The organism is Candidatus Micrarchaeota archaeon, from assembly GCA_028866575.1.
Lineage (GTDB): Archaea > Micrarchaeota > Micrarchaeia > Micrarchaeales > Micrarchaeaceae > UBA12276.
In genome coordinates this window covers 1-20,649 of record JAGWHU010000001.1, presented here as the reverse complement: position 1 = coordinate 20,649, position 20,649 = coordinate 1, and the positions used below count along the sequence as shown (strand labels likewise).

Genomic DNA, 20,649 nt, shown 5'->3' with positions numbered 1-20,649 from the left:
AATATATTTATGTCTTTAACAAATTATAGCGTGAGGGGTTGTAGCGTAACTTGGCAGCGCGGCAGGCTCCAGATGTTTATATGTATATTGAGCAAACGCGATGATTAAGATCTGGAATACAGAAAAATATGAAGTAACCTGCAAATCTGGGTTCAAATCCCAGCGACCCCAAGCTTATGCCATGGCATCGTTACATATATAAACGTTTAATCATATATCCAGTTGTGACAAGCATGGATAAATTGAGCGTGAAAGGACTAGCTCTTGGTATTGGAATACCCTGGGCGCTGTGCGTCCTTGTTGCTGGACTCGTATCCCCATTCTGGGCTTCCGGCTTTGTACAGGTTTTCTCCACCGTATATCCTGGGTATGGCTCCGGACTCGTCAGCGGCATAATAGGTGGCATAGAGGCTTTCTTTGACGGTGCCGTAGCCGGTGCTTTGATAGCCTTGATATACAATTGGACAGGCGCGAAGAAAGGGGCACGGAAGTGATTTGGAATAAAGGAACCATGTGGGGTTTATCATGGCTACTAAACCATACGATGTATCGAGCCACAAGGATACGATAGCTCTCCGGAACAAAACACATGTTTCAGACTTAATCAGAAAAGAAAATAAGAGTACTGATAGCTGCATCGAAGATAAATCCGGCCACGTAAAAAAATTTTACGGGATGGCGGGCATGTTGGGCCCTGCAATAGGGTGGGTTTCGCTTTACGTAGCAACAAGGAATTATGCCGGCTTCTCATGGAAAACCCAGGCCGTAAGCGATTTTTTCAGCACAAGGGCTGACGGGGTGCTAACCGCAGGCCTGTTTGCTTCCGGGATCCTCACATCAGCATCTGCCTATGGACTTGGCAAGAAATACTCAGATTCCAACACGTTGAGGGCAGGGGCCATACTTTTGGGAATAGGTGGTGCATCTCTTGCTGCCGTTAGCATATCCCATGGCGACTTGTCATTCATGCATGTGCCTGCGGCAACAGGATACTTCGCCGCAACATCCGCATCGCTTATAATCCTCGGCACCGGTTTTTTGAAAGACGGGTACAAGAAAGCCATAGGCGCTGTTACCGTGTCTGCAGGGCTTGCATCGCTGGCAATACTTTCAACAAGAGTATACCCTGGAATAGCCATAAAAGAGACCCTATCTTCGGTTCTTTACGGTTCATGGGTGTTTGGGGCCGGGGCGGGAATGCTCTTTAGCAGTACAAGGAAAAAAGAAGCAGACACTGCCTAGGCGTTGCAGGCTGGAATTAAATAACTAACCGTCCAATTAACTTTATCGGCTAATGTTATGGTGATGCTATGGATATTAAAAAAATAACCGCAGCAGATGCGCCGAAACCCGTAGGCCCGTATTCGCAAGCTATACTTGCAGGCAAATTCGTTCTCTGCTCCGGCCAAATAGGGATAAACCCAAAGACAGGGACCCTTGTGGAAGGCGGCGTGGAAAATGAAACGGACCAAACGATGAAAAATATCACTGCAATCCTTTCTGAGGCAGGTGCAGGGCTAGAAGACGTTGTAAAGACCGAAATATACCTTTCTGATATCAATGATTACAAGAAATTCAACGATGTCTACTCCAAGTATTTCAATACGGATCCACAGCCTGCAAGGCAAACTGCAGGGGTTTCAGCACTGCCAAAGGGCGCAAAGGTAGAAATTTCATGCACAGCCTATTTGGATTGAGCTTATGGCAGACGAAATAAGCGTTAAAAGCATAGATGATGCAGCGGCGAGGGTAAACGGAGTGGTATCCCGAATTCCATTGTGGTTCTCGGAAAGACTGTCAAGGGAGTATGGTGCCAAAATCTACCTGAAGAGGGAGGACCTTCAAGAAGTAAGATCCTACAAAATAAGGGGCGCATACAACCTAATGAGCTCGTTGTCTCCTTCACAAAGGAAAAACGGGGTTGTATGTGCAAGCGCCGGGAATCATGCACAAGGTGTCGCGTTCAGTGCATTCCATCTTAAGATAAAGGCGGTGGTATTCATGCCGATAACAACGCCTTTGCAGAAGATCAGCAGGGTAAATGCATTCGGCGGAAAATGGGTTGAGACAAGGCTCGTGGGGCAGAATTACGATGAAACGTACAAAGTTGCAAAGGAATACTGCAACAGCGTCGGTGCAACATTTGCGCATCCATTTGACGACTATAAAATAATGTCTGGCCAAGGTACAATAGCCAAGGAGATATATGATGAGATCGGGCCAAAAGCGGATTACATAGTGTGTCCAATAGGTGGCGGCGGGCTCATATCCGGGGTTTCTACATACATGAAAGCCAAGTCAAAGAGGACTAGGATTATAGGCGCAGAGCCTTTCGGTTCCCCGAGCATGTACGAATCTATCAGGCAAGGCAAGCCAATCACGCTGGAAAAAATAGACACGTTTGTAGACGGCGCCGCGGTAAGGAGTGCGGGGAAAAAGACGTTCAAGATAGTAAACGAGCTAGTCGACAATATATTCCTTGCCGAAGAGGGCAAGGTTTGCACGACGATGATCGAATTATACCAGAACGAAGGTATAGTTGTGGAGCCTGCTGGTGCATTATCCATCTCTGTACTGGAAAACATGCAAGGCAAACTAAAAGGCAAGACCATAGTGTGCATACTCAGCGGAGGAAACAACGACATACTCCGCTATCCCGAGGTAATGGAAAGAAGCCTTATCCATAAAGGCCTAAAGCATTATTTCATAATAGAATTTGCCCAAAAGCCGGGGCAGCTAAGGAATTTCGTTAACAGCATACTAGGACCTACCGATGACATAGCAAGATTCGAGTACATAAAGAAAACATCAAAGGAAACCGGCCCAGCCCTTGTAGGGATAGAACTGATAAAAAAGGAGGACTTGGAGCCCTTGCTTGCAAGGATGGACAAGATCGGAATAACGTACATGCAAATTACCGACAACGATCTGCTTTACAACTACATAATATAACTATGTGCTTGTTGAAAAGCCTGCTAGATGCAGGGCCTGCATGCACCTGCATATTTTACATGGAAAGCAGCGGGTTTTCATAATTGAACACAAAAGACCTCAATAAGGCATAGAACAGAAATACCTCTATGGCAAAGGGCAGGTAGCCCAAATAGCCCAATAAAGGCATCTCGAAGAGCTTTATTGCAGGCACGAATGATGGGAGATTGTAAGTCCATTTTGGATAAGCCTGGAAGTTCCAGAACTCCCAGAAGAAGCCCATCACTATCCCTGAAAGGAACAACCTTATTAGAATGCCTTTCGACCCCTTGCTGACCTTTGCAATAATACTTGGCTTTCCTGTCAAATAGTTGAGCGGATCTATAAAAAGGAAAATGCCTATCCACATTAAAGGGAAACCAATTACCGGTGCAAGTATTGGAATTACCACTGCAAATGCTCCCACAGCTACGAGAAATTTTATCACAGCGGATTGTAGCGGTGTACTGGATCTCGTCTTTCCTGCATGGTTCTTCATAGAGTCTAAGCTCGAAGCTATCCCAAGGGCACTAATCAACGAAAATACCTCAAGCACCGCTGGCATTATTGTAGTGAAATCTACAAGGTGCAAGTACCAGACGTAGTTCGTGTATATCCAGCTGACCGTGAAAAAGTTATACAATTCAAATATCAGCCAAAACGGCACAGAAACGACGAGCATGAGCACGAATTCCTTGGGATATGTGGATATTATCGATTTCTTTTTTATCCTAAAGACCACGCTGTCCACAAACAGGATGAACCCGTACCAGACTATTGGTATGTACCACGCAGCAAAAGGCTGTATCTTCAGCGAAAAATTTATCTCGGCAAAAACTACAAGGGCCAGCCCAAAATAGCCGTAAGGTTTCAACATGATGGTAACCTAACAGTAGGCACATCAAGCATTCGGCTGCTGTGCATTTTGCTGCTTCTTTGGCTTTTCCTCTTCCTTCCTGCGCATCCTGCCAAATGCAAAGATTATGGCTATCAGTATGATTATCGCAACGATTGCCAATGCGTAATACATTGTGTTATTCTGGGACTGGGATCCCTGCGTTGCATATACTGTTGATTTGGGCGTGGAAGAGCCCGGCGGTGCTGTTGTTGCTTGCGTGCTGGGTCCTGTGGAGCCATAAATTGTGGAAGTTGGCGCACTCACCGTTGAGCGCGTAGTTGTATTGTAGGGCGAGAGGACTGTCAGTATCAGCGTGTCCGGGTTTACCTTGGTACCAGAGCTGTTCCCCGCAAGAGTTATGTTGTATGTCCCTGGCTGCAATGCATGCGATAAAAATATGTACATTGTTCCTTTAATCGGCGGGTTCCCGCTTTTGTTCGTGATCAGCACGGTTATGTTTTCTGAGCCGAGCTGATTGTATCCGACAACGTACAACTCGGTGCCATACAGGTAATACCCGCTTACGTAATTAAGGCTGTAACTCACTATTGCATTCCCTCCGGGCGACAGCTTTACGGAGTGCGAAGAAAGCGTTATGTTTTCCACGCCGGTAGGTCCGGTCGCATAAGAAACTAGCAAGGCCGAAGGTACCATTAACGCCAGCAGGAAAACTAAGCCAAAAACCCCTCTGTTCATAATACCTAGTTATTAACATACAAAGTAATTAAATACATACGATATGTCTCTATTGGATTTTACAAATCCCCAAATCCAGCATCAAAAATCAGGACTAATTAGGCTTTTAATCTTTTATGGACAAGTATTAGCATGCAAAACACCCTAATCCATCTGCTGTATTCCGTTATAATAGGGGTAGTGCAGGGCATATCCGAATGGCTTCCGATAAGCAGCAAGACGCAGGTTCTCGTTGCGTCAAACTACCTGCTTAACCTGAACTTCCAGCAGGCGTACACGTTCGGGCTGTTCATGGAAATAGGAACAATCCTTGCGGCCATAATATATTTCAGGAAGGACATAGCCACACTGGCAAGGGTACTGCTGGGATCGAAATCGGAGGAGGGCAGGAGGCTTTTCAAGTATGTCCTGGTAAGTACGATAGCAACTGGAATAATAGGCGCACCGCTTTACCTTGTGGCGGACTCAATAACCGGGATATCCCTGGGAATACCAATGATGATAATAGGCCTTGTCCTAATAGGGGATGCGCTGGTGATAAGGTATTCAAAAAAAATTCAGAGTAAGGGCGCCGGCACTAAGAAATTCAAGGACCTAAAGATGAAAGACTACATACTGGTTGGCATAGCGCAGGGAATCGCTGCGCTACCGGGTGTAAGCAGGTCGGGCATAACAACGAGCACAATGCTGGTGATGGGTGTTGAGCCTGACGAGGCGTTCAGGCTTTCCTTCCTTATAGGTATATTTGCGGCCATAGCTGCATTCGGCCTGACCCTGGTCGCATCAAGGGCGAACGTAACTACTGCATTGGCAAGCATAGGCATAGTCGGACTACTGGTCGCAATTGCTACAGCAACGATCATAAGCGTATTCCTTATAGATTTCCTTGTCAAAGTCGCCGGGAAATCAAAGATAGTATACGTGACTGCGGCATTGGGGATAATAGCAATGGCAAGCGGTGTAATATACCTGGTATTCAAGGTATGAAACTGGCAGTCTCAGTGAATCATCGTTCCAGATTTTCTTTTCAATATGGCGTCAAGGCTGAAAACATCCCCTATGTATGCCTCCTTTCCTCCATTCTCTATGAACCTCACGCAAGCCTCAATCTTGGGCCTTATCGTACCGTTTTCAAATTTTTCAAGGCGCCTTTTGATTGTACTTGCCCTTACCTCCTTTATCCTATTCGCATGCTTGCCGTAATTCCCATAAACATAGTCAGTATTCGTGAGTATTATCATCTTTTCGGCATTTATTGAATTGGCAAGCAGCTGCGTTGTAAGGTCCTTGTCAATCACAGCATCGATCCCATAAAACATTTTACCCTTCCTCACTGTAGGTATCCCTCCACCACCACAGGTTATCACAATATGCCTTGAAACCTCCGATTTTATGGGGTCCAATTCAAGGATGCCCTTCGGCTTGGGGGATGAAACCACCCGGCGATACTTTGAGCCGGACTTTATGTAGTCAAATCTGCCGAGCGCAAGCTCCCGTCCCAATTCCTTATTCCCATAAAAGGGGCCTATCTGCTTGGATGGGTTCCTGAAAGCGCCATCCTCCTTATCAACCAGGACGTGCGCTAGTATTACGCAAACGCTCCTTCGCACTTTCATTGCATTGAGGCTGTTGCGCAACGAGGTTTCCAGTATGCTTCCTATCAGGGCCTGTGTTTCGGCATTTAAGATGTACAGCGGGAGCTTCGGGACTTGCATCTTTGCATGCTCGTTCCTCATGAGCTCGTCGCCAACCTGTGATCCATTGCCATGTGTTATGACAACCCTGTAGTTCCTGTTTTTGCATAACTCTGCAATGCTTTTTGAGACCCTACCTATGTTTTCGTTTTCCATGGAAAAGGACTGCTTGCCGGAAGGATCAAGCAGCGCATTTCCTCCAAGCGCGATGACGACGGTCTTCATAAAATCAACTTTATTATTAATGCTGTCTATTAAAATATAAGATGATATTGAGATGATCAAGTTAATAATATTCGATGTAGGCGGCGTGATAGATACTTTTGACGAGAGCCAGTATGTGGAATACATATCAAGGAAACTAGATATTGACCCGAAGGAATTCAAGGGTGCATTAATCCCGATGCTCGACAAAATGGAAGTAGGGAAATTAAACCTGGTGCAGCTTGAAGAAGCGCTTTCAAGGAAGTTCGGCGTGACCAAAAAAAGCCTGGAGTGGGATGTGGCTTTCACGAAACTAAACCGGTTGAACGGAAACGTCATAAAATTGATAGCAAAGCTGTCAAAAAAATACGACATCGCAATATTGACCAATGTGAGCAGGAGCAGGCATATTGCAAAGATGGAAAGATACCTGAAAAACGTAAAATACGACAAGATGTTCACATCATGCTACCTGAGAATGGCAAAGCCAGACGGCAGAATATACAGGTTCGTGCTCAAAAAGATGAACGCCAAGCCACACGAAACGATATTTGTAGATAACTTAAAGAGAAATACTGACGGAGCCAGGAGGGTAGGCATAGGCGTAATACAATTCACAGGCTATTCAGATCTTGTAAAAGGGCTGAAAAAAACAGGGATCCGATGGTAAGTTTGAACTTGAATGCTAGCGCAGAAAAATTTATTGCGGGAAAATGGATTGCGGGATATTATCTGAAAGACGCGGTAGACAGGACGGCATTCCTCAATTCAAAAGGCATAGGCACGTCCATAAATTTTCTTGGGGAGGATCTGTCGGACCGCTATAAAATAAAGGAAACGATGCGTACTTACACCCAGTTGATAAAGGAGATAAAGAGAAAAAAACTCAAAGCCCAGATATCGTTAAAACCGACGCAAATAGGCCTCTCGATAAGCTACGGCGAAATGCGCCGCAATTACCTTGAGCTGGTGAGACTTGCAAGGGAAAACGGCGTGTTCGTATGGCTCGACATGGAATCCCCCAAGTGCGTAAGCGATACGATAAGGGTTTACAAGTCAGCACTCAGGTATGGGAATACGGGCATATGCATACAGTCATACCTGAAAAGGAGCGAATCGGACATCAAGGAGCTTATCAAACGCAAGGCCAAGATAAGGCTTGTGAAAGGTGCATATAAGATAAAGGACGACGGGATATTCGATTCAAGAAAGGCTGCAACACATAACTACATGCTCTTGATGGATATGCTATTCAAGCATTCCAATGAATTCATGATCGCAACACATGACATACGCATCATAGAAAGGGCGATAAAACTGAATAAAAGGTACAAAAGGAAGATGGATTTCGCAATGCTAAACGGGATAAGGAACGGATACGCAAGATACCTTGCAAACCAAGGGCAAAAGGTATACATATACCTTCCATTCGGCAGCGACTGGATAAAATTCGCATACAGGAGAATGATCGAGCAACGGCACGCGTACCTAATATTAATGTCATTATTTGAAAGGTAAGTATATACCAAAATATTTTAGTTTATATATCACCAAAAACAAATGACTTACTGCAGCCCCGTCATCTAGTGGCCAAGGATAGCGGGCTTTGGACCCGTTTACATCGGTTCGAATCCGGTCGGGGCTACTTCATTTACGAATCTTAGAATTGCTTACAGCCTAAAGCTCCTTTGTTTCCCTGTCCACTTCCTTGTGCTCATACAAGAACGTGGCCTCTTTCAGCGTTCGTAAGGACAGCGTAGCGCACTTGAGCCTGGCAGGGCCCGGATCTATCCCTAAAAGATCTATTATGGTATCCACGTTCATGTCCTCTATCTCCTTTAGGGTCTTCCCTTTTGCAAAATCAGTAAGCATGCTCGCGCTTGCCATGCTTATCGCACATCCCGTGCCTTTGAACTTCACATCCTGCACCTTGTTCCCATCTATCATCAAGTACATTGTCAGGTCGTCCCCGCACAGCGGATTGTTGTTATGGAAGCTGATGCTGGGGTTCTGAATTTCCCCTATGTTGTGGGGCTTCTCGTAATGTGCTATTATCTCCTCCGCATAAATGTCTATCGGCATGCAATCACACAACCTTGAATACCTTTTTGACCTTCTCCAATGCCTCCACTGCCGCATCTATTTCTGATTCCTTGTTATAGATGTAGAAACTCATCCTTGACAAAGCTGGAACCCCGAGCTTTTGGGTCACCAGCGGCATGGCGCAATGATGCCCTGCCCTTATCGCTACCCCTTCTGCATCAAGTACCTGCGCCACATCATGCGGATGCACTTTGTCGATGCTGAATGCTATGACCCCGAGCCTGGCATCAAGATCCTTGATTCCGGGGCCGTATATGGTGACATTTTTCACCTTCGTGAGTTTCTCAAGCGCGTATGCTGTAAGCTCCTTTTCATGCTCCCTTATGCTATCCATTCCGAAATATTCTAGATAGTCTATTGCAGCCCCAAGCCCTATTGCACCTGCTATATTCGGGGTCCCAGCCTCGAACTTCCACGGCAGGTCGTTCCAGCTGCAGGAATCGTATTTTACGCTCTTTATCATGTCCCCTCCTCCGATAACCGGATCCATGCCATTGAGTATCTCGGCCTTTGCATGCAGAACCCCGAGCCCGGTCGGGCCTAGCATCTTGTGCGCGGAGAAGGCGAAAAAGTCAGAATCTATTTCTCTAACGTCAACTTTCATGTGCGGCACAGACTGCGCGCCGTCGATCAGGACCTTTGCGCCTTTCTTGTGTGCCTTTTTCGTTATCTCCTTTACGTCGTTGACAGTGCCTAGCACGTTCGAGGCATGCGTAACTGCAACTATCTTCGGATTTTTGTCCAGCATCTTATTGAATCCGGCCATGTCCAGTTTGCTGTTGGTCCTGTCAAGCGGTATGTAGTCGAGCGAAGCGCCCTTCCTCTTTGCAAGCAGCATCCAAGGGACCATGTTGCTATGGTGCTCCATCTCGGATATGAGTATGTGGTCCTCCTTTTCTATGTTCATGTTGCCCCATGAAAGCGCCACGAGGTTTATGGCCTCCGTTGCGTTCCTTACGTATACTATCTCCTCAATTGAGCTTCCGTTTATGAACTTTGCAACCTTGTTTTTGGAATCTATGTACTCCTCCGTTGCCTTTTCCGCAATCCTGTATATTCCGCGGTGTATGTTTGCATTGTAGGTCTTGTAGTAGCCGTCCATTGCCTCAAGTACCTGCCGCGGCCTTTGCGAGGTTGCCGCGCTGTCAAGATAAACAAGGGGTTTCCCGTTCATTTCCACCTTCAGGTTCGGGAAATCAGCCCTTATATTTTCGACCTTGAATTCATTTTTTGAGTACTTTATGCTCTCCGCCATTTTCACACTATTTAGGATCTATATATGTATTGTAGCCCTCTTTTTCAAGCTTTTCTATGAGCTCGTTCCCCCCTTCCGCAACTATATTGCCGTCCACCATGACGTGCACAACCTGCGGCTTTATGAACGAAAGTATCCTGCTGTAGTGGGTTATTATGAGCAACCCCAAGTCAATCCTTTCCGCAAGATTGTTCACTGAATTCGATACAACCTTTATCGCGTCTATGTCAAGCCCCGAATCCGGCTCGTCAAGGATCGCTATCTTGGGCTTCAGTATCGATAGCTGCAGCACTTCCGCCTTTTTCTTTTCGCCTCCGGAGAATCCCTGGTTTAAGGACCTTCCGAGGAAATCCTCGCCCATCTTCAGCTCGCTTATGTTGCTCTTTATGTCCTTCATAAAGTCCTTTGTGCTTACTGCGCTATCGCCTGAAGACTGCTTCGCAAGGTGGAGGAAATTGATGAACCCGACGCCCTCGACTTCTACGGGATTCTGGAATTGCATGAAAAGCCCCAACTTTGCACGCCTGTCAGTAGTCAGGCCCAGGATGCTCTGATTGTCTACGAGTATGTCCCCCTTCGTGACTACGGATTTCGGGTGCCCCATTATGGTCCTTGCAAGCGTGCTCTTTCCAGAGCCGTTAGGCCCCATGATCACGTGCGTCTCCCCCTGCTTCATCCTGAGGTTGAGCCCCTTTATTATCTCCTTGCCTTCCACGCTTACATGCAGATCCTTTATTTCCAGCATCATCTAACCACTTCATTTAACTATAAAAGCGCAATCGAACTTCTTGTTGCTCTGGCATACGTTGCACATTACCTTTTGTCCCTCATGCTCGTTGTTCTCTTTCATTCTTTCAACAAAATCCCTCAAGGATTTTGAATCTATCTTGATATTTTCGTATTTTCCTGGATTTTCCTTCAGGTATTTGCTTATTGCGGCCTGCGTCGTCCCTAAGATAACTGCAGCCTGCTGCTGCTTTATTCCATATTCCTTGAGCATAATCTTTGCTGCCTTCAGCCTGAAAGCAGGTATGAAGCTCTTTACGACCCTCTCATAGTCAGTCATCATGTTATCGCCTATTCGGTTCCCCTATACTTGTAGTGCCCTTTAAACATGTCGGATTCCGGGGCATCCTGGGCTCCTCCCAATCCCACCCAAATGTTCCTCGTGTCCATGCTCGGCATGCTCCCGTAATTCCTTTCCGCGAGCTTGCTGTTTATCAAAGACATCGAGATTTCCCTCATTAGGGGATTGCCTATCCTTGAAATGCTCTCCGCAAAGAATCCTGTTACAAGCAATTTCCTGACCCCTTCCCCTCCAATTCCCTTCGACATGAGGTAAAAAACGGATTCGGGATCGACAGGCGCAGTGGCTGAAGAATGCGTCGCCTTTACGTCATTTTCATCTACGGACATATCTGGCAGGCCGTCAACCTTAGCGCCCTTGTCGAGCAGTATGCCCCTTTCGTGAACGTAAGACCTTGCCTTGGCTGCGCCATTCAGTATCTTTGCAAACCCTTTCATTATGCAGAAAGACTCGTCCATTAGCGCAGCCTTGGATTCGAGGCTCGCATGGGTGTGCTTGGCAGCATTTATTATGTATGTGTTTATGTCGAACTTCTGTTTTGCGGATCCGAATATCGCCTCATTTACGTCCACCTTGCTTTCATTGCCGTCTGCCCTTACAGAGTTCCTGATCCTCGTGTGCGATGAGCCGTTGTAAAATGAGTTGAACCTGAAATGGGACCTCTCACCTATCCTGTTTTTGCAGAAGCCCAGGCATAAGGTATTGGCATCCTCGTTATGCACGGCATTCAGCTCTAGCTCAGAGCCATTACCTATGCTTGCTTCATGAATTACCCCAAGCGAGGTGGGCATGGATGCGGCTGAGCCGTAGTATTCAAGCACGTTAAGCTTCGCGCCGTCCCCTACATTAATGAATATTCTTGCATTGAGCGGTTTGGAAGAATTTAGCAGCATTATGTTGATGCTTGCCGATTTACCTTCCGGTACGTTTACAAAAACGGATCTTTCCGAATTGGAATTTATGTAGGCAACGTATTTGTCCTCTTCGCTTTTAAACATGCTGTTGATCAAAGAGCTGTCAAGGCTCTCTGTCCTCTCCACTCTGACAAGGTCATTATTTACTATTGAATCAAGGCTTCCCAAAGCCAGACCGAACCTTATCCCCAGCTTTGACGCCCATAGGTTTACGGAACTCTTTATGGGATCGCCGTCCTGCTGGTTGCCACTGAATGCCTTAAGATCAAATGGTATGTTCACGTAATGGTGCTTGTAAAGCTCGCTTGTTTCTTGCGGCAGCTTGCCATATTGCTCAACAGCCTCCCTAATGAAACTTTTGTAATCCTGCAAATTTATCACTACACCTGATAGGGTCGGTCAGCCCACAGAATTTGACATGTCCAGCTTTATTAATCTCCTCAACTCAAGGGAATATTCCAAAGGAAGCGCCCTTGCAAGAGGGTCCAGGAATCCAAGAACCACTGTCGTCAGTGCCTCCTCCTCACTGAGCCCCCTGGACATCAGGTAAAAAAGCTGCTCTTCGCCTACTTTTCCCGTGCTGGCCTCGTGGGTTATCGTCGCGTCGTCCCTGTTCACCTCCATATATGGGAACGTGTTGGTCTTGGATTCATCATCCAGAAGCAGGGCATCGCAGCGCACGGTTGATTTTACATTTGACGCATTCTTGCCTATGTGCAGCAAGCCGCGGTATGTCGTTATCCCATCGCCAGACGAAACGCTCTTCGATATTATCTGCGATGTGGTATCCGGAGCAAGGTGATATATCTTACCTCCAGAATCCTGTACCTGCTTAGGGCCCGCTACCGCTATTGACATTATTTCCCCCCTCGCGCCCCTTTCCTTCAGGAACACGCTGGGGTACTTCATGTTGAGCTTGCTGCCAATATTGCCGTCTATCCATTCGACATGTGCATTCTCATAGGCAAAGGCCCTCTGCGTGACAAGATTGTAAACGTTCTTTGACCAATTCTGGATGGTAACGTACCTTATGTGCGCATTTTTATGGGCTACGAGCTCCACTACTGCGGAATGCAGAGATGAACTCATGTATATCGGCGCTGTGCAATTGTGTACTGCAAATCCTCTAACAAGATAAGATTCGTCTTTATTCACACTGAAATTATAAACAGGACCCTTGAAATCTTTTTTGCCTATTTTCTTTATTGGTACAAAGAAGGAATTTCCTTTTCTCCTCACTCCACCAATATTCCTATCTTCTGTATATTCTATTATTATCTGGTCCTTTCTTGTAATCTTTCTGCCTAAAATCTTATCATCAGATCCTTTTCTGACATTTAGATTTGCAAATATTCCATTTCTCGCAAGTATCTCCTGTATCTGCAATGCTAGTATTTTGCTTATCGTTGCAGCTCTCATTAATCTTTTACCATATTTTACATATATGCTACCGTCCCCTTTCCAATAATTATCTATGAGGATCTTTTGTTTTTTTGGTGGAAGTTTCATTATCGTTGATGATAAGTTCTTTGTAGCGGCTCCATTTCCACAATGAGTTTCACATATTTCAATTAATTCTTTTGAGTAAGAACTTACTATGTAGTATTTACCTTTACCTCTGCATATGGAACTTCTATACCCTTTTTTATTAAGGAGAGAATGCAGTGATTTGGCAATGGAAGCTTCTTTATTGCTATAACCAAAGCTGAATGATACTGATTTTATATTTCTTAAAGCTTTATTCTGTGATATACTGCCTTCTGCTAGATATAAACCTAATATTTGAAGTAGGTCCTCATCTAATGATTCATCATCTTCTCTTAAAGTAGGTGCAACATATACCAAAAAGTCGCCAACATCTAACTGATTCGCATTTATGAATTGAGGTTCTGCATCCAAAAGCAATTTTGTAGAAGCTTCAGGTAGCCAATCGCCCCTTTTTGCCCTTTTGGCCAAAACATCATTTCTTTTTATGCATAGCACTGGATGCTCTCCTGTTAATCTAAATCCGTTAAAGCCAGACTCGGGTGTTATCTCATACATTATCCCTTCATGTTCGTGCACAAACAATCTACTTACATTTTCATGTGTCCCATTGTGTGTTACAACAGAGTCATTTGTGTTTATATTCACTATTGGCTCAAAAGTATCTCCCTTGCTTACTAATTCATCAGCAGGCAGGCACCCTTCTATATATGTAACATCAGCTCCTTCATCTGCAATTATCAATGTTCTCTCAAACTGACCTGCCTTCTCAGAATTTATTCTGAAATAGGCCTGGAGTGGCATCTTCAATTTTACTCCTTTCGGGACGTAGATGAACGATCCCCCGCTCCATACTGCGGTATTAAGTGCTGCGAACTTGTTGTCTGTTGGTGGTATAATCGTCCCAAAATATTTCTTCATAATCTCTGGATACTTCTTAACTGCTTCGTCCGTGCTTGTGAATATGACACCATCTCTGGCAAGGTCCTCCCTTATATGCGAATATACTACCTCAGAATCGTACTGTGCCTCTGCTCCAGCAAAGAACTTCCTTTCCGCTTCCGGTATACCGAGCTTGTCGAAGGTATCTTTTATCTCCTTGGGCACAGATTCCCAGGTGTTGCCCTTCTTGTCCGTTGGCTTCAGGTAGTAATAGATGTCATTGTAGTCTATCTCATTGAGATTGCCACCCCATTGCGGGGTCGGCCTGTTGACAAACTGCTTGTACCCTATAAGCCTCTTTTCCAGCATCCACTCAGGCTCATTTTTCATTGCCGAAATCTCCCTGACTATCTCCTCAGACAGGCCCTTTTTTGTCTTAAACTTGTATTCGAACGAATCGTTGAACCCGTATGTCCTTTTGTACTCCTCATCTCCAACTACTACTTTCTCGGCATTTACAGAAGAATCCGTCATAGATGCACCTCTTGCTATAATTATAACTCAGTTATAAGTTATTTTCAAGGTATTTAAAACCTTATGCTTTAAACCGATAATCAGATACAAAAATTGCATGCATGCTTATATCCAATATATGCACATGCACTGCAAGCATTGGCAATAAGGCTAAAAACGTTGACAGAGAAATTAGTCTACTTATTTTAGGTTGATAGGATGGCCAAAAATAAATTTAACAACGAGTCAACTTACAAGAGTTATTTGGACGGCGGAAGTGAGGATGAATTCGACAGGCTTTTTGATGATGCAGTAATCGGCGTAAAGGACGAATTCGGGAAGAACCATCCGATGTACATAGGCGGAAAAGAGGTATACTCTAACGAGCGCATAGAAGAAAAATCCCCAATAGACTTCAAGACGGTTCTCGGAACCTTCCAGAAAGGCACCAAGGAGCACGCGCAACTCGCAATATCTGAAGCTAAAAAGGCATTTGGGCAATGGTCCAATTCTCCCTACAAGCAGAGAATGGCTATATTTGAAAATGCCGCAAACCTTCTTTCGGAAAGGAAATTCAAAGTGGCAGCAATACTTAGTTACGAGAACGGGAAATCAAGATACGAATCTATCGGCGAAGTGGACGAGGCGATAGACTTCATGAGGTATTACGCCAATGAAATGGCCATAAACAAGGGGTATTCCAGGAGCAACAAGATAATGCAAAGCCGGAAGGGCGTGGATTCCGGGTTCCAGGGTGCGCCTTCAGGCGCAGAAAAGATAAAGATCTCAATGAAGCCTTACGGGGTGTTCGGGGTCATAGCGCCGTTCAATTTCCCTATATCCATATCGATAGGCATGAGCGTCGGAGCGCTAATAACTGGCAACACCGTTGTTTTCAAACCCTCGTCAACGGACAACATGACTATGCTTACCGGATTGAAGATATATGAGCTTTTCAAGGATGCCGGCGTGCCAGAAGGTGTATTCAACTATGTGACAGGGCCCGGCTCTGTGGTTGGTGACGAGCTCGTGACAAATGAAGACGTATCCGGCATCGCATTTACGGGCTCGCGAATTACTGGGATGTCAATGGTATCGAAGTGCTTCAGCATGGGGAAGCAGAAGGTGTTCATAGTAGAAATGGGTGGGAAGAACCCTGCCATAGTATCAAAGAACGCGGATCTTGACAGGTCCGTAGCCGGGGTTTCCAGCGCGGCGTTCGGATTCGCGGGCCAGAAGTGCAGCGCGCTCTCAAGGGTTTACGTGCACGAGTCAGTAAAGGAGCAGTTCGTAAGCAAGCTTATAAGCAAGGTGATGGAGCTAAAGATAGGAAATCCATTGGAAAAAGGCATATACATAGGCCCTATAATAAGCGAAAGCGCGTTCAGGCGCTATACGGAGATGATAGGCAAGGCAAAGACCTCCGGAAGGATACTATATGGAGGCAACATAGTGAAAACCGGGTTTGCAGACGGATTTTATGTCGAGCCTACAATAATAGAGGTGCACCACGACAACGAGCTCGTGCACAAGGAACTCTTCCTTCCCATACTTACAATAGAAAGCTTCTCAGATTTGGACGATGCGATAAGACTTGCCAACGATACGGAATACGGCCTCACTGCAGGATTCTACAGCAAGAGCGGGAAGGAAATCAAGAGGTTTATCGATAACATAAATGCGGGGGTCATATACATAAACAGGGAAATAAGCGCCACAACCGGTGCTATCGTAGGGGTACACACGTTCGTCGGATGGAAGGGAAGCGCCCTTACCGGGAAGGGCACGGGCAGCAAGTTCTATCTGCAGCAGTTCATGAGGGAGCAAAGCGTCTCAATAACGAAATAGTGGTGTGTTGCTGCTGAAGCTAATTTACAGGATGCAGAAATACAGGGAAAAAGCAATATCAATAAACGGGAAGAGGCTCAGGGCCATAATTGCGGACAGCGAGGCCAAGAGGATGATAGGGCTGATGTTCAGGAAAAGCCTTGGGAGTGGAAAGTGCATGCTTTTCGTATTTCCCTACGAGGGTTTCCACGGGATATGGATGTACAATATGCAATTCGCAATAGATGTTGTCTGGTTTGACGGAAAGCTGTGCGTTGTTGATATAATGGAAGGGTTCAAGCCATGTAAATCTTTCCTTGGCTGCAAACCATATGTGCCTGTTGCAAAGGCAAAATACGTGGCGGAACTCAATGCTGGAGCGGTTAAGAAATACAAGATAAGAATTGGGGCAAGGCTAAACCGATTATAAAACCCCGAACCATCTCTTGACGCGCCTTCTGGTAATGTAATATACCATTGCAAGCCCAAGCACAAGGCCCAAAACGTTTAGGAACACTATGCTGAATATGAGAAAACCGGATATTGCAATTCCCAGCCACCAGCCCCAATCGCTTCCGCTCCAGAAACCATATGCAGAAAAAAGCAGCACAATCCCGATTAAAAGAAGGATTGCGCCCCCAAACCCTGCTATCATTCCGACAAAATTGCCCATGCCCATAAAATGCCTTATGGCGCTGAACGAAACAACACCTAACAACATGTACAGTGCCGCAACTACCTCAAATACCGTGATAAGTGCAACTCCCAGGGGCCTCTTGCCTCTGGTGAAATCCGTTACTCTACGCTTTTTACCTCTGGCCATCAGACCACTGGTTAACTATCACAGAAAAAATATAAAAAATAGGAATAAAAGAAAAAGTAATTAATTATCTCCTTCCCTTCCTGTTCATTTTTGCCCTTGCTACATATCCGCTCTTGTCTATGAAGTAGAGGAATCCCTGTTCCCTCCTTATCTTTTCACTCCCAATCTTTGCCTTACGGCCTCTTGGATTTGTCTTCATTGGAGTCCTCCATACGAAGCCATCCTTACCTAGGAAGTAAAGATATCCGTCTTCTCTTTGTAGCCTTTCTGAGCCTATTCTTTCTGCCATAAATTCACCAAGCTTTTATCTCAGAATAGGTTTAAATAACTATCGTCGATATACCGTCAGTAAAGGAATTACCATTTTTTTGCAACAACGTGTTTTTTCCTGACGACGGGATTTCGAGGAATAAAAATGCGTGTTGTTTTAATATACTTTACGGCTAAAGGATATATGCTGTGATACGATGATCGAGATAAAACTTTTCGAGGACAAAAACTTCAAAGGCTATACTTTCATAGAGGGGTTTCCTGGCGCGGGGCTAGTCGGACCAATGACAATAAGCTACATGATAGACAAGCTGCAGATGAAATACGTGGGCTACATGGAAAGCGAAAACTTTCCGCCGCTGATCTCAATACACAAGAGCCAGCCGATGCCGCCTATACGCGTGTATTGCTCCGAGAAAGAGAGGATCATAACGATATTTGCAGAGTTTGCAATAACCATAGAGCTCGTATCCGCGCTCAGCGATTCGGTGTACGATTTCATAAAGAAAAACGGAATCACCGACGTATATTCGATTGGTGGCATACCTATGCAGCAGGACGGGAACGACACTCCTTTCGTGGTTGCTTCAAATTCCAAGTCGCTGAAGAAGGCGCAGGACGCAGGACTTAAGTCCATAAACGAGGGCGTAGCAACAGGAGTAAGCGCCATGCTGCTCATCAGGTCCTCCATAAACTCACTGAATGCGATAGACATAATGGTACCGGTGAAGCAGAACGTGATAAATCCCATATATGCTGAAATAGCGATAAAAAGCATAAACAAGCTCATGAACCTCAATATAGACGTGGCTGAGCTGGAGAAGGAGGCTAAAGCTGTGGAGGTAAAAATAAGGGAGCTGATAAACAAGCACAAGGAAACGCACGACAATTACAAGAAGACTGTGGACAGCACGGGCCCATCGATGTATGCTTAACGCAGGGGTTGCGGAGTCTGGTCTGGCAAGAAGCTATGCCACGGAAAATCGCGCAGGACTTAAGATCCTGTGGTCTAGCACCTTCGTGAGTTCAAATCTCACCCCCTGCACACATGGAAACAGATGACAAGATAGTATTCATAAGTAAGATTTTCAGAAGAAGATTTGAACTGCCAGAATCAAATTACTAACATTTAAAAATATGCACATTACAATATGAATAATGGTGGCAAATATACCTAAGAGACCACTAGGCATCACCATTTTGATGTTATTGACGTTTTTTGTGGCGATATACTACTTGTCTGTAGCTTATGGTCTTTCTTTAGCAGGTTCCTATTATCTGATTGTCGGAATACTATATTTGGTCCTGAGCATAATTGGTGTTATGGTAATATACGGTTATTGGACGAGGATTAAATGGGGTTGGACGCTTGCAATTTTATACCCCATATTAATAATACTTGTTACTTTTTTAAGCGTATTAATTAACCCTATATCTACAGTAATCAACGTGTTAGTAAAAGCCGTACTTGCGTCGGTCGTAATATATTATCTGACTAGAAAAAATGTTAAGGCATATTTTATAACTAAGTAGCAATTGGTAATAATGAATGATGTATTATTTAAAACAGAAAACCGTTATCAAGACTTGATATTCGCGGAAGATGAGATCGTTGTAATTACTTTTGTTGAATTTTCAAATGCCAGAAAGGCCTATGATATCCTAACATTGTGGGGAGGCAATTCTGTCGGTGCTGGTCATGGTCTCCCCTCGCCAATGATGAAAGATCAGATGAAAATAGATAATTTGCGTAAGGAATTAAGGGCCAGCCCTACTGCGGAAACAATAAAAAGGCTAGGGCTAAAAGTTGATCATATTAATTGGTCTAGCATAACCAATGCAGAAATAGGAAAGTTCATACTCGGCCCGGATTATTCATTAAAATTTATTTCCAATGGGGTTACGTACCTGTCCTATTTTAATGCAGGTGAGGAAAAGAAAGATATAGACATTCTTAAATCAAAAATTAGCAACCTAGAAATTAAAGTAAATTTGCCGAAATAAGCATCTTCGTGAATTCAAACCTCTCTGTAAGATAATTATAAATATTACTAAAAACGCATTACTAACTATTATTTACTATTAGTAAAAGTAAAGACAAGTGATGATTTGCCGATGACAGATACCCTACGCGCCAAATCGCATAATGCAGAGGGATATGCCAAACTGCTGCGCCTTGCCGGATCCAGAATCGTATCGCACAAAAACCAGAAGAGGATCCCTGACGATTACGCGGCGCTTATAAAGAGGCTTTATGAAACTTCGACGTAGGAGCAGCTTGCAGCCCTTCTCAATACGACCCAAATCACCGTTTCAAACTTCATGAAAAAGCACCACATAAAGGCAAGGCGGGGCACCCCGTTAAACTATAACTCCATTGCCCCAGAAATAAAAAAGGCATATCTTGAAAATGCCCCTAACGAAAAGGGGAAAACAATGAAGGATATTGCAGAGGAATTTGGCATATCAATACAAACCGTTCGGCGTCATCTTGTATCCCAGGGAATAACGCCATCCCGCAAAACAAGAAAATAGCGATATCTATGTTCAAAATGCACCATAAGGCAAATAGGCACCTCAACGAATTCGAAAACGACCTAAGGACAGTAAACAATCCAATGCCAAGATGGCTCCTGATAAGCAACATAATCCTGCAGCCTTCAAGAACCTACGGATACGAAAAAAGATCCGAGGTACTAAATGTTATAGCTACGCGCAAGGACACCCCTGGATTCATACTTGGCGACCTGGTCAAGGTTGCTACTTACAGAAAAGACGATCCCCTAATATCAAACATAGTTTCGCACCAGAATGCCAATAAAATCGTATTCAATCACGCACTTAGATACCTAAAAGACGAATTCAGCGAATACGTATCTCTAATCAGGGAAAATCCCACGAAGCCCCCGAAAAATTACAACGTGAATTTTGCCGAAGGCAGCCTGGATGTGGATTCCTATGCGTACTGGACGATAATACTGGCTTCGATATCCAAGCATAAAAACGCAAAAATACGCATAAGAAAAGA

25 protein-coding genes and 3 tRNA genes are annotated in these 20,649 nt (G+C 44.8%); 17 read left to right on the top strand and 11 right to left on the bottom strand.

Features of this window, described 5'->3' with window-relative positions:
- Nucleotides 1–34 precede the first annotated feature (34 nt).
- The 5 genes from KGI06_00140 to ilvA all read left to right on the top strand — a co-directional run bounded on the left by KGI06_00140 (nt 35) and on the right by ilvA (nt 2,952).
- Nucleotides 35–171: transfer RNA gene (locus KGI06_00140), tRNA-Trp, on the top strand.
- Nucleotides 172–233: 62 nt separating this feature from the next.
- The gene (locus KGI06_00135) at nt 234–494 is read left to right on the top strand and encodes a hypothetical protein (protein ID MDE1870637.1); all 261 of its coding nucleotides are present in this window, start codon (nt 234–236) and stop codon (nt 492–494) included.
- Between the two features lie 31 nt (nt 495–525).
- Nucleotides 526–1,242, top strand: coding sequence for a DUF998 domain-containing protein (locus KGI06_00130; GenBank protein MDE1870636.1), 717 nt, complete (start codon nt 526–528; stop codon nt 1,240–1,242).
- 68 nt (nt 1,243–1,310) lie between these two features.
- The gene (locus KGI06_00125; GenBank protein MDE1870635.1) at nt 1,311–1,697 is read left to right on the top strand and encodes a Rid family detoxifying hydrolase; all 387 of its coding nucleotides are present in this window, start codon (nt 1,311–1,313) and stop codon (nt 1,695–1,697) included.
- Nucleotides 1,698–1,701: 4 nt separating this feature from the next.
- A complete protein-coding gene (gene ilvA / locus KGI06_00120; protein MDE1870634.1) occupies nt 1,702–2,952 on the top strand; it encodes a threonine ammonia-lyase IlvA in 1,251 nt (416 codons plus the stop codon).
- 55 nt (nt 2,953–3,007) lie between these two features.
- Here the strand turns inward: ilvA and KGI06_00115 are convergent, their stop codons facing one another.
- Nucleotides 3,008–3,847 carry a hypothetical protein gene (locus tag KGI06_00115; protein ID MDE1870633.1) on the bottom strand — a complete coding sequence of 280 codons (840 nt, stop codon included), beginning with the start codon at nt 3,845–3,847 and terminating at the stop codon, nt 3,008–3,010.
- A 24-nt stretch (nt 3,848–3,871) separates the two neighbouring features.
- On the bottom strand, nt 3,872–4,522 hold the full coding sequence (locus KGI06_00110) for a hypothetical protein (protein MDE1870632.1): 651 nt from the start codon (nt 4,520–4,522) through the stop codon (nt 3,872–3,874).
- A gap of 174 nt (nt 4,523–4,696) precedes the next feature.
- Here KGI06_00110 and KGI06_00105 point away from each other — a divergent pair, with 174 nt between their 5' ends.
- Nucleotides 4,697–5,551: an undecaprenyl-diphosphate phosphatase gene (locus tag KGI06_00105; protein MDE1870631.1), complete on the top strand. Its 855-nt coding sequence runs from the start codon at nt 4,697–4,699 to the stop codon at nt 5,549–5,551.
- 11 nt (nt 5,552–5,562) lie between these two features.
- Here the strand turns inward: KGI06_00105 and KGI06_00100 are convergent, their stop codons facing one another.
- Nucleotides 5,563–6,483 carry a carbamate kinase gene (locus KGI06_00100; GenBank protein MDE1870630.1) on the bottom strand — a complete coding sequence of 307 codons (921 nt, stop codon included), beginning with the start codon at nt 6,481–6,483 and terminating at the stop codon, nt 5,563–5,565.
- Nucleotides 6,484–6,535: 52 nt separating this feature from the next.
- Between KGI06_00100 and KGI06_00095 the strand changes: the two genes are divergently transcribed.
- The 3 genes from KGI06_00095 to KGI06_00085 all read left to right on the top strand — a co-directional run bounded on the left by KGI06_00095 (nt 6,536) and on the right by KGI06_00085 (nt 8,107).
- Nucleotides 6,536–7,132, top strand: coding sequence for an HAD family phosphatase (locus KGI06_00095; GenBank protein MDE1870629.1), 597 nt, complete (start codon nt 6,536–6,538; stop codon nt 7,130–7,132).
- Complete coding sequence (locus KGI06_00090) at nt 7,126–7,980, top strand: proline dehydrogenase family protein (protein MDE1870628.1); 855 nt, start codon at nt 7,126–7,128, stop codon at nt 7,978–7,980. Before KGI06_00095 ends, KGI06_00090 begins: the two co-directional genes overlap by 7 nt.
- A 54-nt stretch (nt 7,981–8,034) precedes the next feature.
- Nucleotides 8,035–8,107 (top strand) — tRNA-Gln (locus tag KGI06_00085).
- A 32-nt stretch (nt 8,108–8,139) separates the two neighbouring features.
- Here the strand turns inward: KGI06_00085 and KGI06_00080 are convergent.
- Genes KGI06_00080 through sufB form a run of 6 tightly spaced genes read right to left on the bottom strand, consistent with a single transcriptional unit; the run spans nt 8,140 to nt 14,722 of the window.
- Nucleotides 8,140–8,544, bottom strand: coding sequence for an SUF system NifU family Fe-S cluster assembly protein (locus tag KGI06_00080; GenBank protein ID MDE1870627.1), 405 nt, complete (start codon nt 8,542–8,544; stop codon nt 8,140–8,142).
- Nucleotides 8,545–8,548: 4 nt separating this feature from the next.
- Complete coding sequence (locus tag KGI06_00075) at nt 8,549–9,820, bottom strand: cysteine desulfurase (protein ID MDE1870626.1); 1,272 nt, start codon at nt 9,818–9,820, stop codon at nt 8,549–8,551.
- 7 nt (nt 9,821–9,827) lie between these two features.
- Nucleotides 9,828–10,568, bottom strand: a complete 741-nt coding sequence (gene sufC, locus KGI06_00070; protein MDE1870625.1) for a Fe-S cluster assembly ATPase SufC — start codon at nt 10,566–10,568, stop codon at nt 9,828–9,830.
- Nucleotides 10,569–10,577: 9 nt separating this feature from the next.
- Nucleotides 10,578–10,889: a hypothetical protein gene (locus tag KGI06_00065; protein ID MDE1870624.1), complete on the bottom strand. Its 312-nt coding sequence runs from the start codon at nt 10,887–10,889 to the stop codon at nt 10,578–10,580.
- An 8-nt stretch (nt 10,890–10,897) separates the two neighbouring features.
- Nucleotides 10,898–12,193 carry a SufD family Fe-S cluster assembly protein gene (locus KGI06_00060; protein MDE1870623.1) on the bottom strand — a complete coding sequence of 432 codons (1,296 nt, stop codon included), beginning with the start codon at nt 12,191–12,193 and terminating at the stop codon, nt 10,898–10,900.
- 27 nt (nt 12,194–12,220) lie between these two features.
- Nucleotides 12,221–14,722 (bottom strand): Fe-S cluster assembly protein SufB, encoded by a 2,502-nt coding sequence (gene sufB / locus KGI06_00055; protein MDE1870622.1) that lies wholly within the window; start codon nt 14,720–14,722, stop codon nt 12,221–12,223.
- Nucleotides 14,723–14,920: 198 nt separating this feature from the next.
- Here sufB and KGI06_00050 point away from each other — a divergent pair, with 198 nt between their 5' ends.
- Nucleotides 14,921–16,549 (top strand): aldehyde dehydrogenase family protein, encoded by a 1,629-nt coding sequence (locus KGI06_00050; protein MDE1870621.1) that lies wholly within the window; start codon nt 14,921–14,923, stop codon nt 16,547–16,549.
- Between the two features lie 7 nt (nt 16,550–16,556).
- Nucleotides 16,557–16,958 carry a DUF192 domain-containing protein gene (locus KGI06_00045; GenBank protein MDE1870620.1) on the top strand — a complete coding sequence of 134 codons (402 nt, stop codon included), beginning with the start codon at nt 16,557–16,559 and terminating at the stop codon, nt 16,956–16,958.
- Here KGI06_00045 and KGI06_00040 read toward each other — a convergent pair.
- Nucleotides 16,953–17,351 carry a hypothetical protein gene (locus KGI06_00040; protein ID MDE1870619.1) on the bottom strand — a complete coding sequence of 133 codons (399 nt, stop codon included), beginning with the start codon at nt 17,349–17,351 and terminating at the stop codon, nt 16,953–16,955. The two genes, KGI06_00045 and KGI06_00040, sit on opposite strands and share 6 nt — an antisense overlap.
- 64 nt (nt 17,352–17,415) lie before the next feature.
- On the bottom strand, nt 17,416–17,640 hold the full coding sequence (locus KGI06_00035; GenBank protein MDE1870618.1) for a hypothetical protein: 225 nt from the start codon (nt 17,638–17,640) through the stop codon (nt 17,416–17,418).
- Between the two features lie 178 nt (nt 17,641–17,818).
- Between KGI06_00035 and KGI06_00030 the strand changes: the two genes are divergently transcribed.
- From KGI06_00030 to KGI06_00005, 6 genes are all read left to right on the top strand, one after another.
- Nucleotides 17,819–18,556, top strand: a complete 738-nt coding sequence (locus KGI06_00030; protein ID MDE1870617.1) for a proteasome assembly chaperone family protein — start codon at nt 17,819–17,821, stop codon at nt 18,554–18,556.
- A gap of 1 nt (nt 18,557) precedes the next feature.
- Nucleotides 18,558–18,666: transfer RNA gene (locus tag KGI06_00025), tRNA-Leu, on the top strand.
- 500 nt (nt 18,667–19,166) lie between these two features.
- A complete protein-coding gene (locus KGI06_00020; protein MDE1870616.1) occupies nt 19,167–19,625 on the top strand; it encodes a hypothetical protein in 459 nt (152 codons plus the stop codon).
- A gap of 105 nt (nt 19,626–19,730) precedes the next feature.
- Complete coding sequence (locus tag KGI06_00015; GenBank protein ID MDE1870615.1) at nt 19,731–19,892, top strand: hypothetical protein; 162 nt, start codon at nt 19,731–19,733, stop codon at nt 19,890–19,892.
- 51 nt (nt 19,893–19,943) lie between these two features.
- Entirely contained in the window at nt 19,944–20,156 is a 213-nt protein-coding gene (locus KGI06_00010; protein MDE1870614.1) for a hypothetical protein, read from the top strand.
- An 8-nt stretch (nt 20,157–20,164) separates the two neighbouring features.
- A partial coding sequence (locus tag KGI06_00005) for a hypothetical protein (protein ID MDE1870613.1) occupies nt 20,165–20,649 on the top strand: 485 nt, incomplete at its 3' end.

Bases quoted from the DNA above. Each gene is read 5' to 3' on its own strand.
- KGI06_00100 (MDE1870630.1), bottom strand. From the start codon at position 6,483: ATGAAGACCGTCGTCATCGCGCTTGGAGGAAATGCGCTGCTTGATCCT.
- KGI06_00090 (MDE1870628.1), top strand. From the start codon at position 7,126: ATGGTAAGTTTGAACTTGAATGCTAGCGCAGAAAAATTTATTGCGGGA.
- KGI06_00065 (MDE1870624.1), bottom strand. From the start codon at position 10,889: ATGATGACTGACTATGAGAGGGTCGTAAAGAGCTTCATACCTGCTTTC.
- KGI06_00105 (MDE1870631.1), top strand. From the start codon at position 4,697: ATGCAAAACACCCTAATCCATCTGCTGTATTCCGTTATAATAGGGGTA.
- KGI06_00035 (MDE1870618.1), bottom strand. From the start codon at position 17,640: ATGGCAGAAAGAATAGGCTCAGAAAGGCTACAAAGAGAAGACGGATAT.
- sufB (MDE1870622.1), bottom strand. From the start codon at position 14,722: ATGACGGATTCTTCTGTAAATGCCGAGAAAGTAGTAGTTGGAGATGAG.
- KGI06_00020 (MDE1870616.1), top strand. From the start codon at position 19,167: ATGAATGATGTATTATTTAAAACAGAAAACCGTTATCAAGACTTGATA.
- KGI06_00080 (MDE1870627.1), bottom strand. From the start codon at position 8,544: ATGCCGATAGACATTTATGCGGAGGAGATAATAGCACATTACGAGAAG.
- KGI06_00010 (MDE1870614.1), top strand. From the start codon at position 19,944: ATGAAAAAGCACCACATAAAGGCAAGGCGGGGCACCCCGTTAAACTAT.
- KGI06_00125 (MDE1870635.1), top strand. From the start codon at position 1,311: ATGGATATTAAAAAAATAACCGCAGCAGATGCGCCGAAACCCGTAGGC.
- KGI06_00115 (MDE1870633.1), bottom strand. From the start codon at position 3,847: ATGTTGAAACCTTACGGCTATTTTGGGCTGGCCCTTGTAGTTTTTGCC.
- KGI06_00095 (MDE1870629.1), top strand. From the start codon at position 6,536: ATGATCAAGTTAATAATATTCGATGTAGGCGGCGTGATAGATACTTTT.
- ilvA (MDE1870634.1), top strand. From the start codon at position 1,702: ATGGCAGACGAAATAAGCGTTAAAAGCATAGATGATGCAGCGGCGAGG.
- KGI06_00040 (MDE1870619.1), bottom strand. From the start codon at position 17,351: ATGGCCAGAGGTAAAAAGCGTAGAGTAACGGATTTCACCAGAGGCAAG.
- sufC (MDE1870625.1), bottom strand. From the start codon at position 10,568: ATGATGCTGGAAATAAAGGATCTGCATGTAAGCGTGGAAGGCAAGGAG.
- KGI06_00110 (MDE1870632.1), bottom strand. From the start codon at position 4,522: ATGGTACCTTCGGCCTTGCTAGTTTCTTATGCGACCGGACCTACCGGC.
- KGI06_00130 (MDE1870636.1), top strand. From the start codon at position 526: ATGGCTACTAAACCATACGATGTATCGAGCCACAAGGATACGATAGCT.
- KGI06_00075 (MDE1870626.1), bottom strand. From the start codon at position 9,820: ATGGCGGAGAGCATAAAGTACTCAAAAAATGAATTCAAGGTCGAAAAT.
- KGI06_00050 (MDE1870621.1), top strand. From the start codon at position 14,921: ATGGCCAAAAATAAATTTAACAACGAGTCAACTTACAAGAGTTATTTG.
- KGI06_00030 (MDE1870617.1), top strand. From the start codon at position 17,819: ATGATCGAGATAAAACTTTTCGAGGACAAAAACTTCAAAGGCTATACT.
- KGI06_00135 (MDE1870637.1), top strand. From the start codon at position 234: ATGGATAAATTGAGCGTGAAAGGACTAGCTCTTGGTATTGGAATACCC.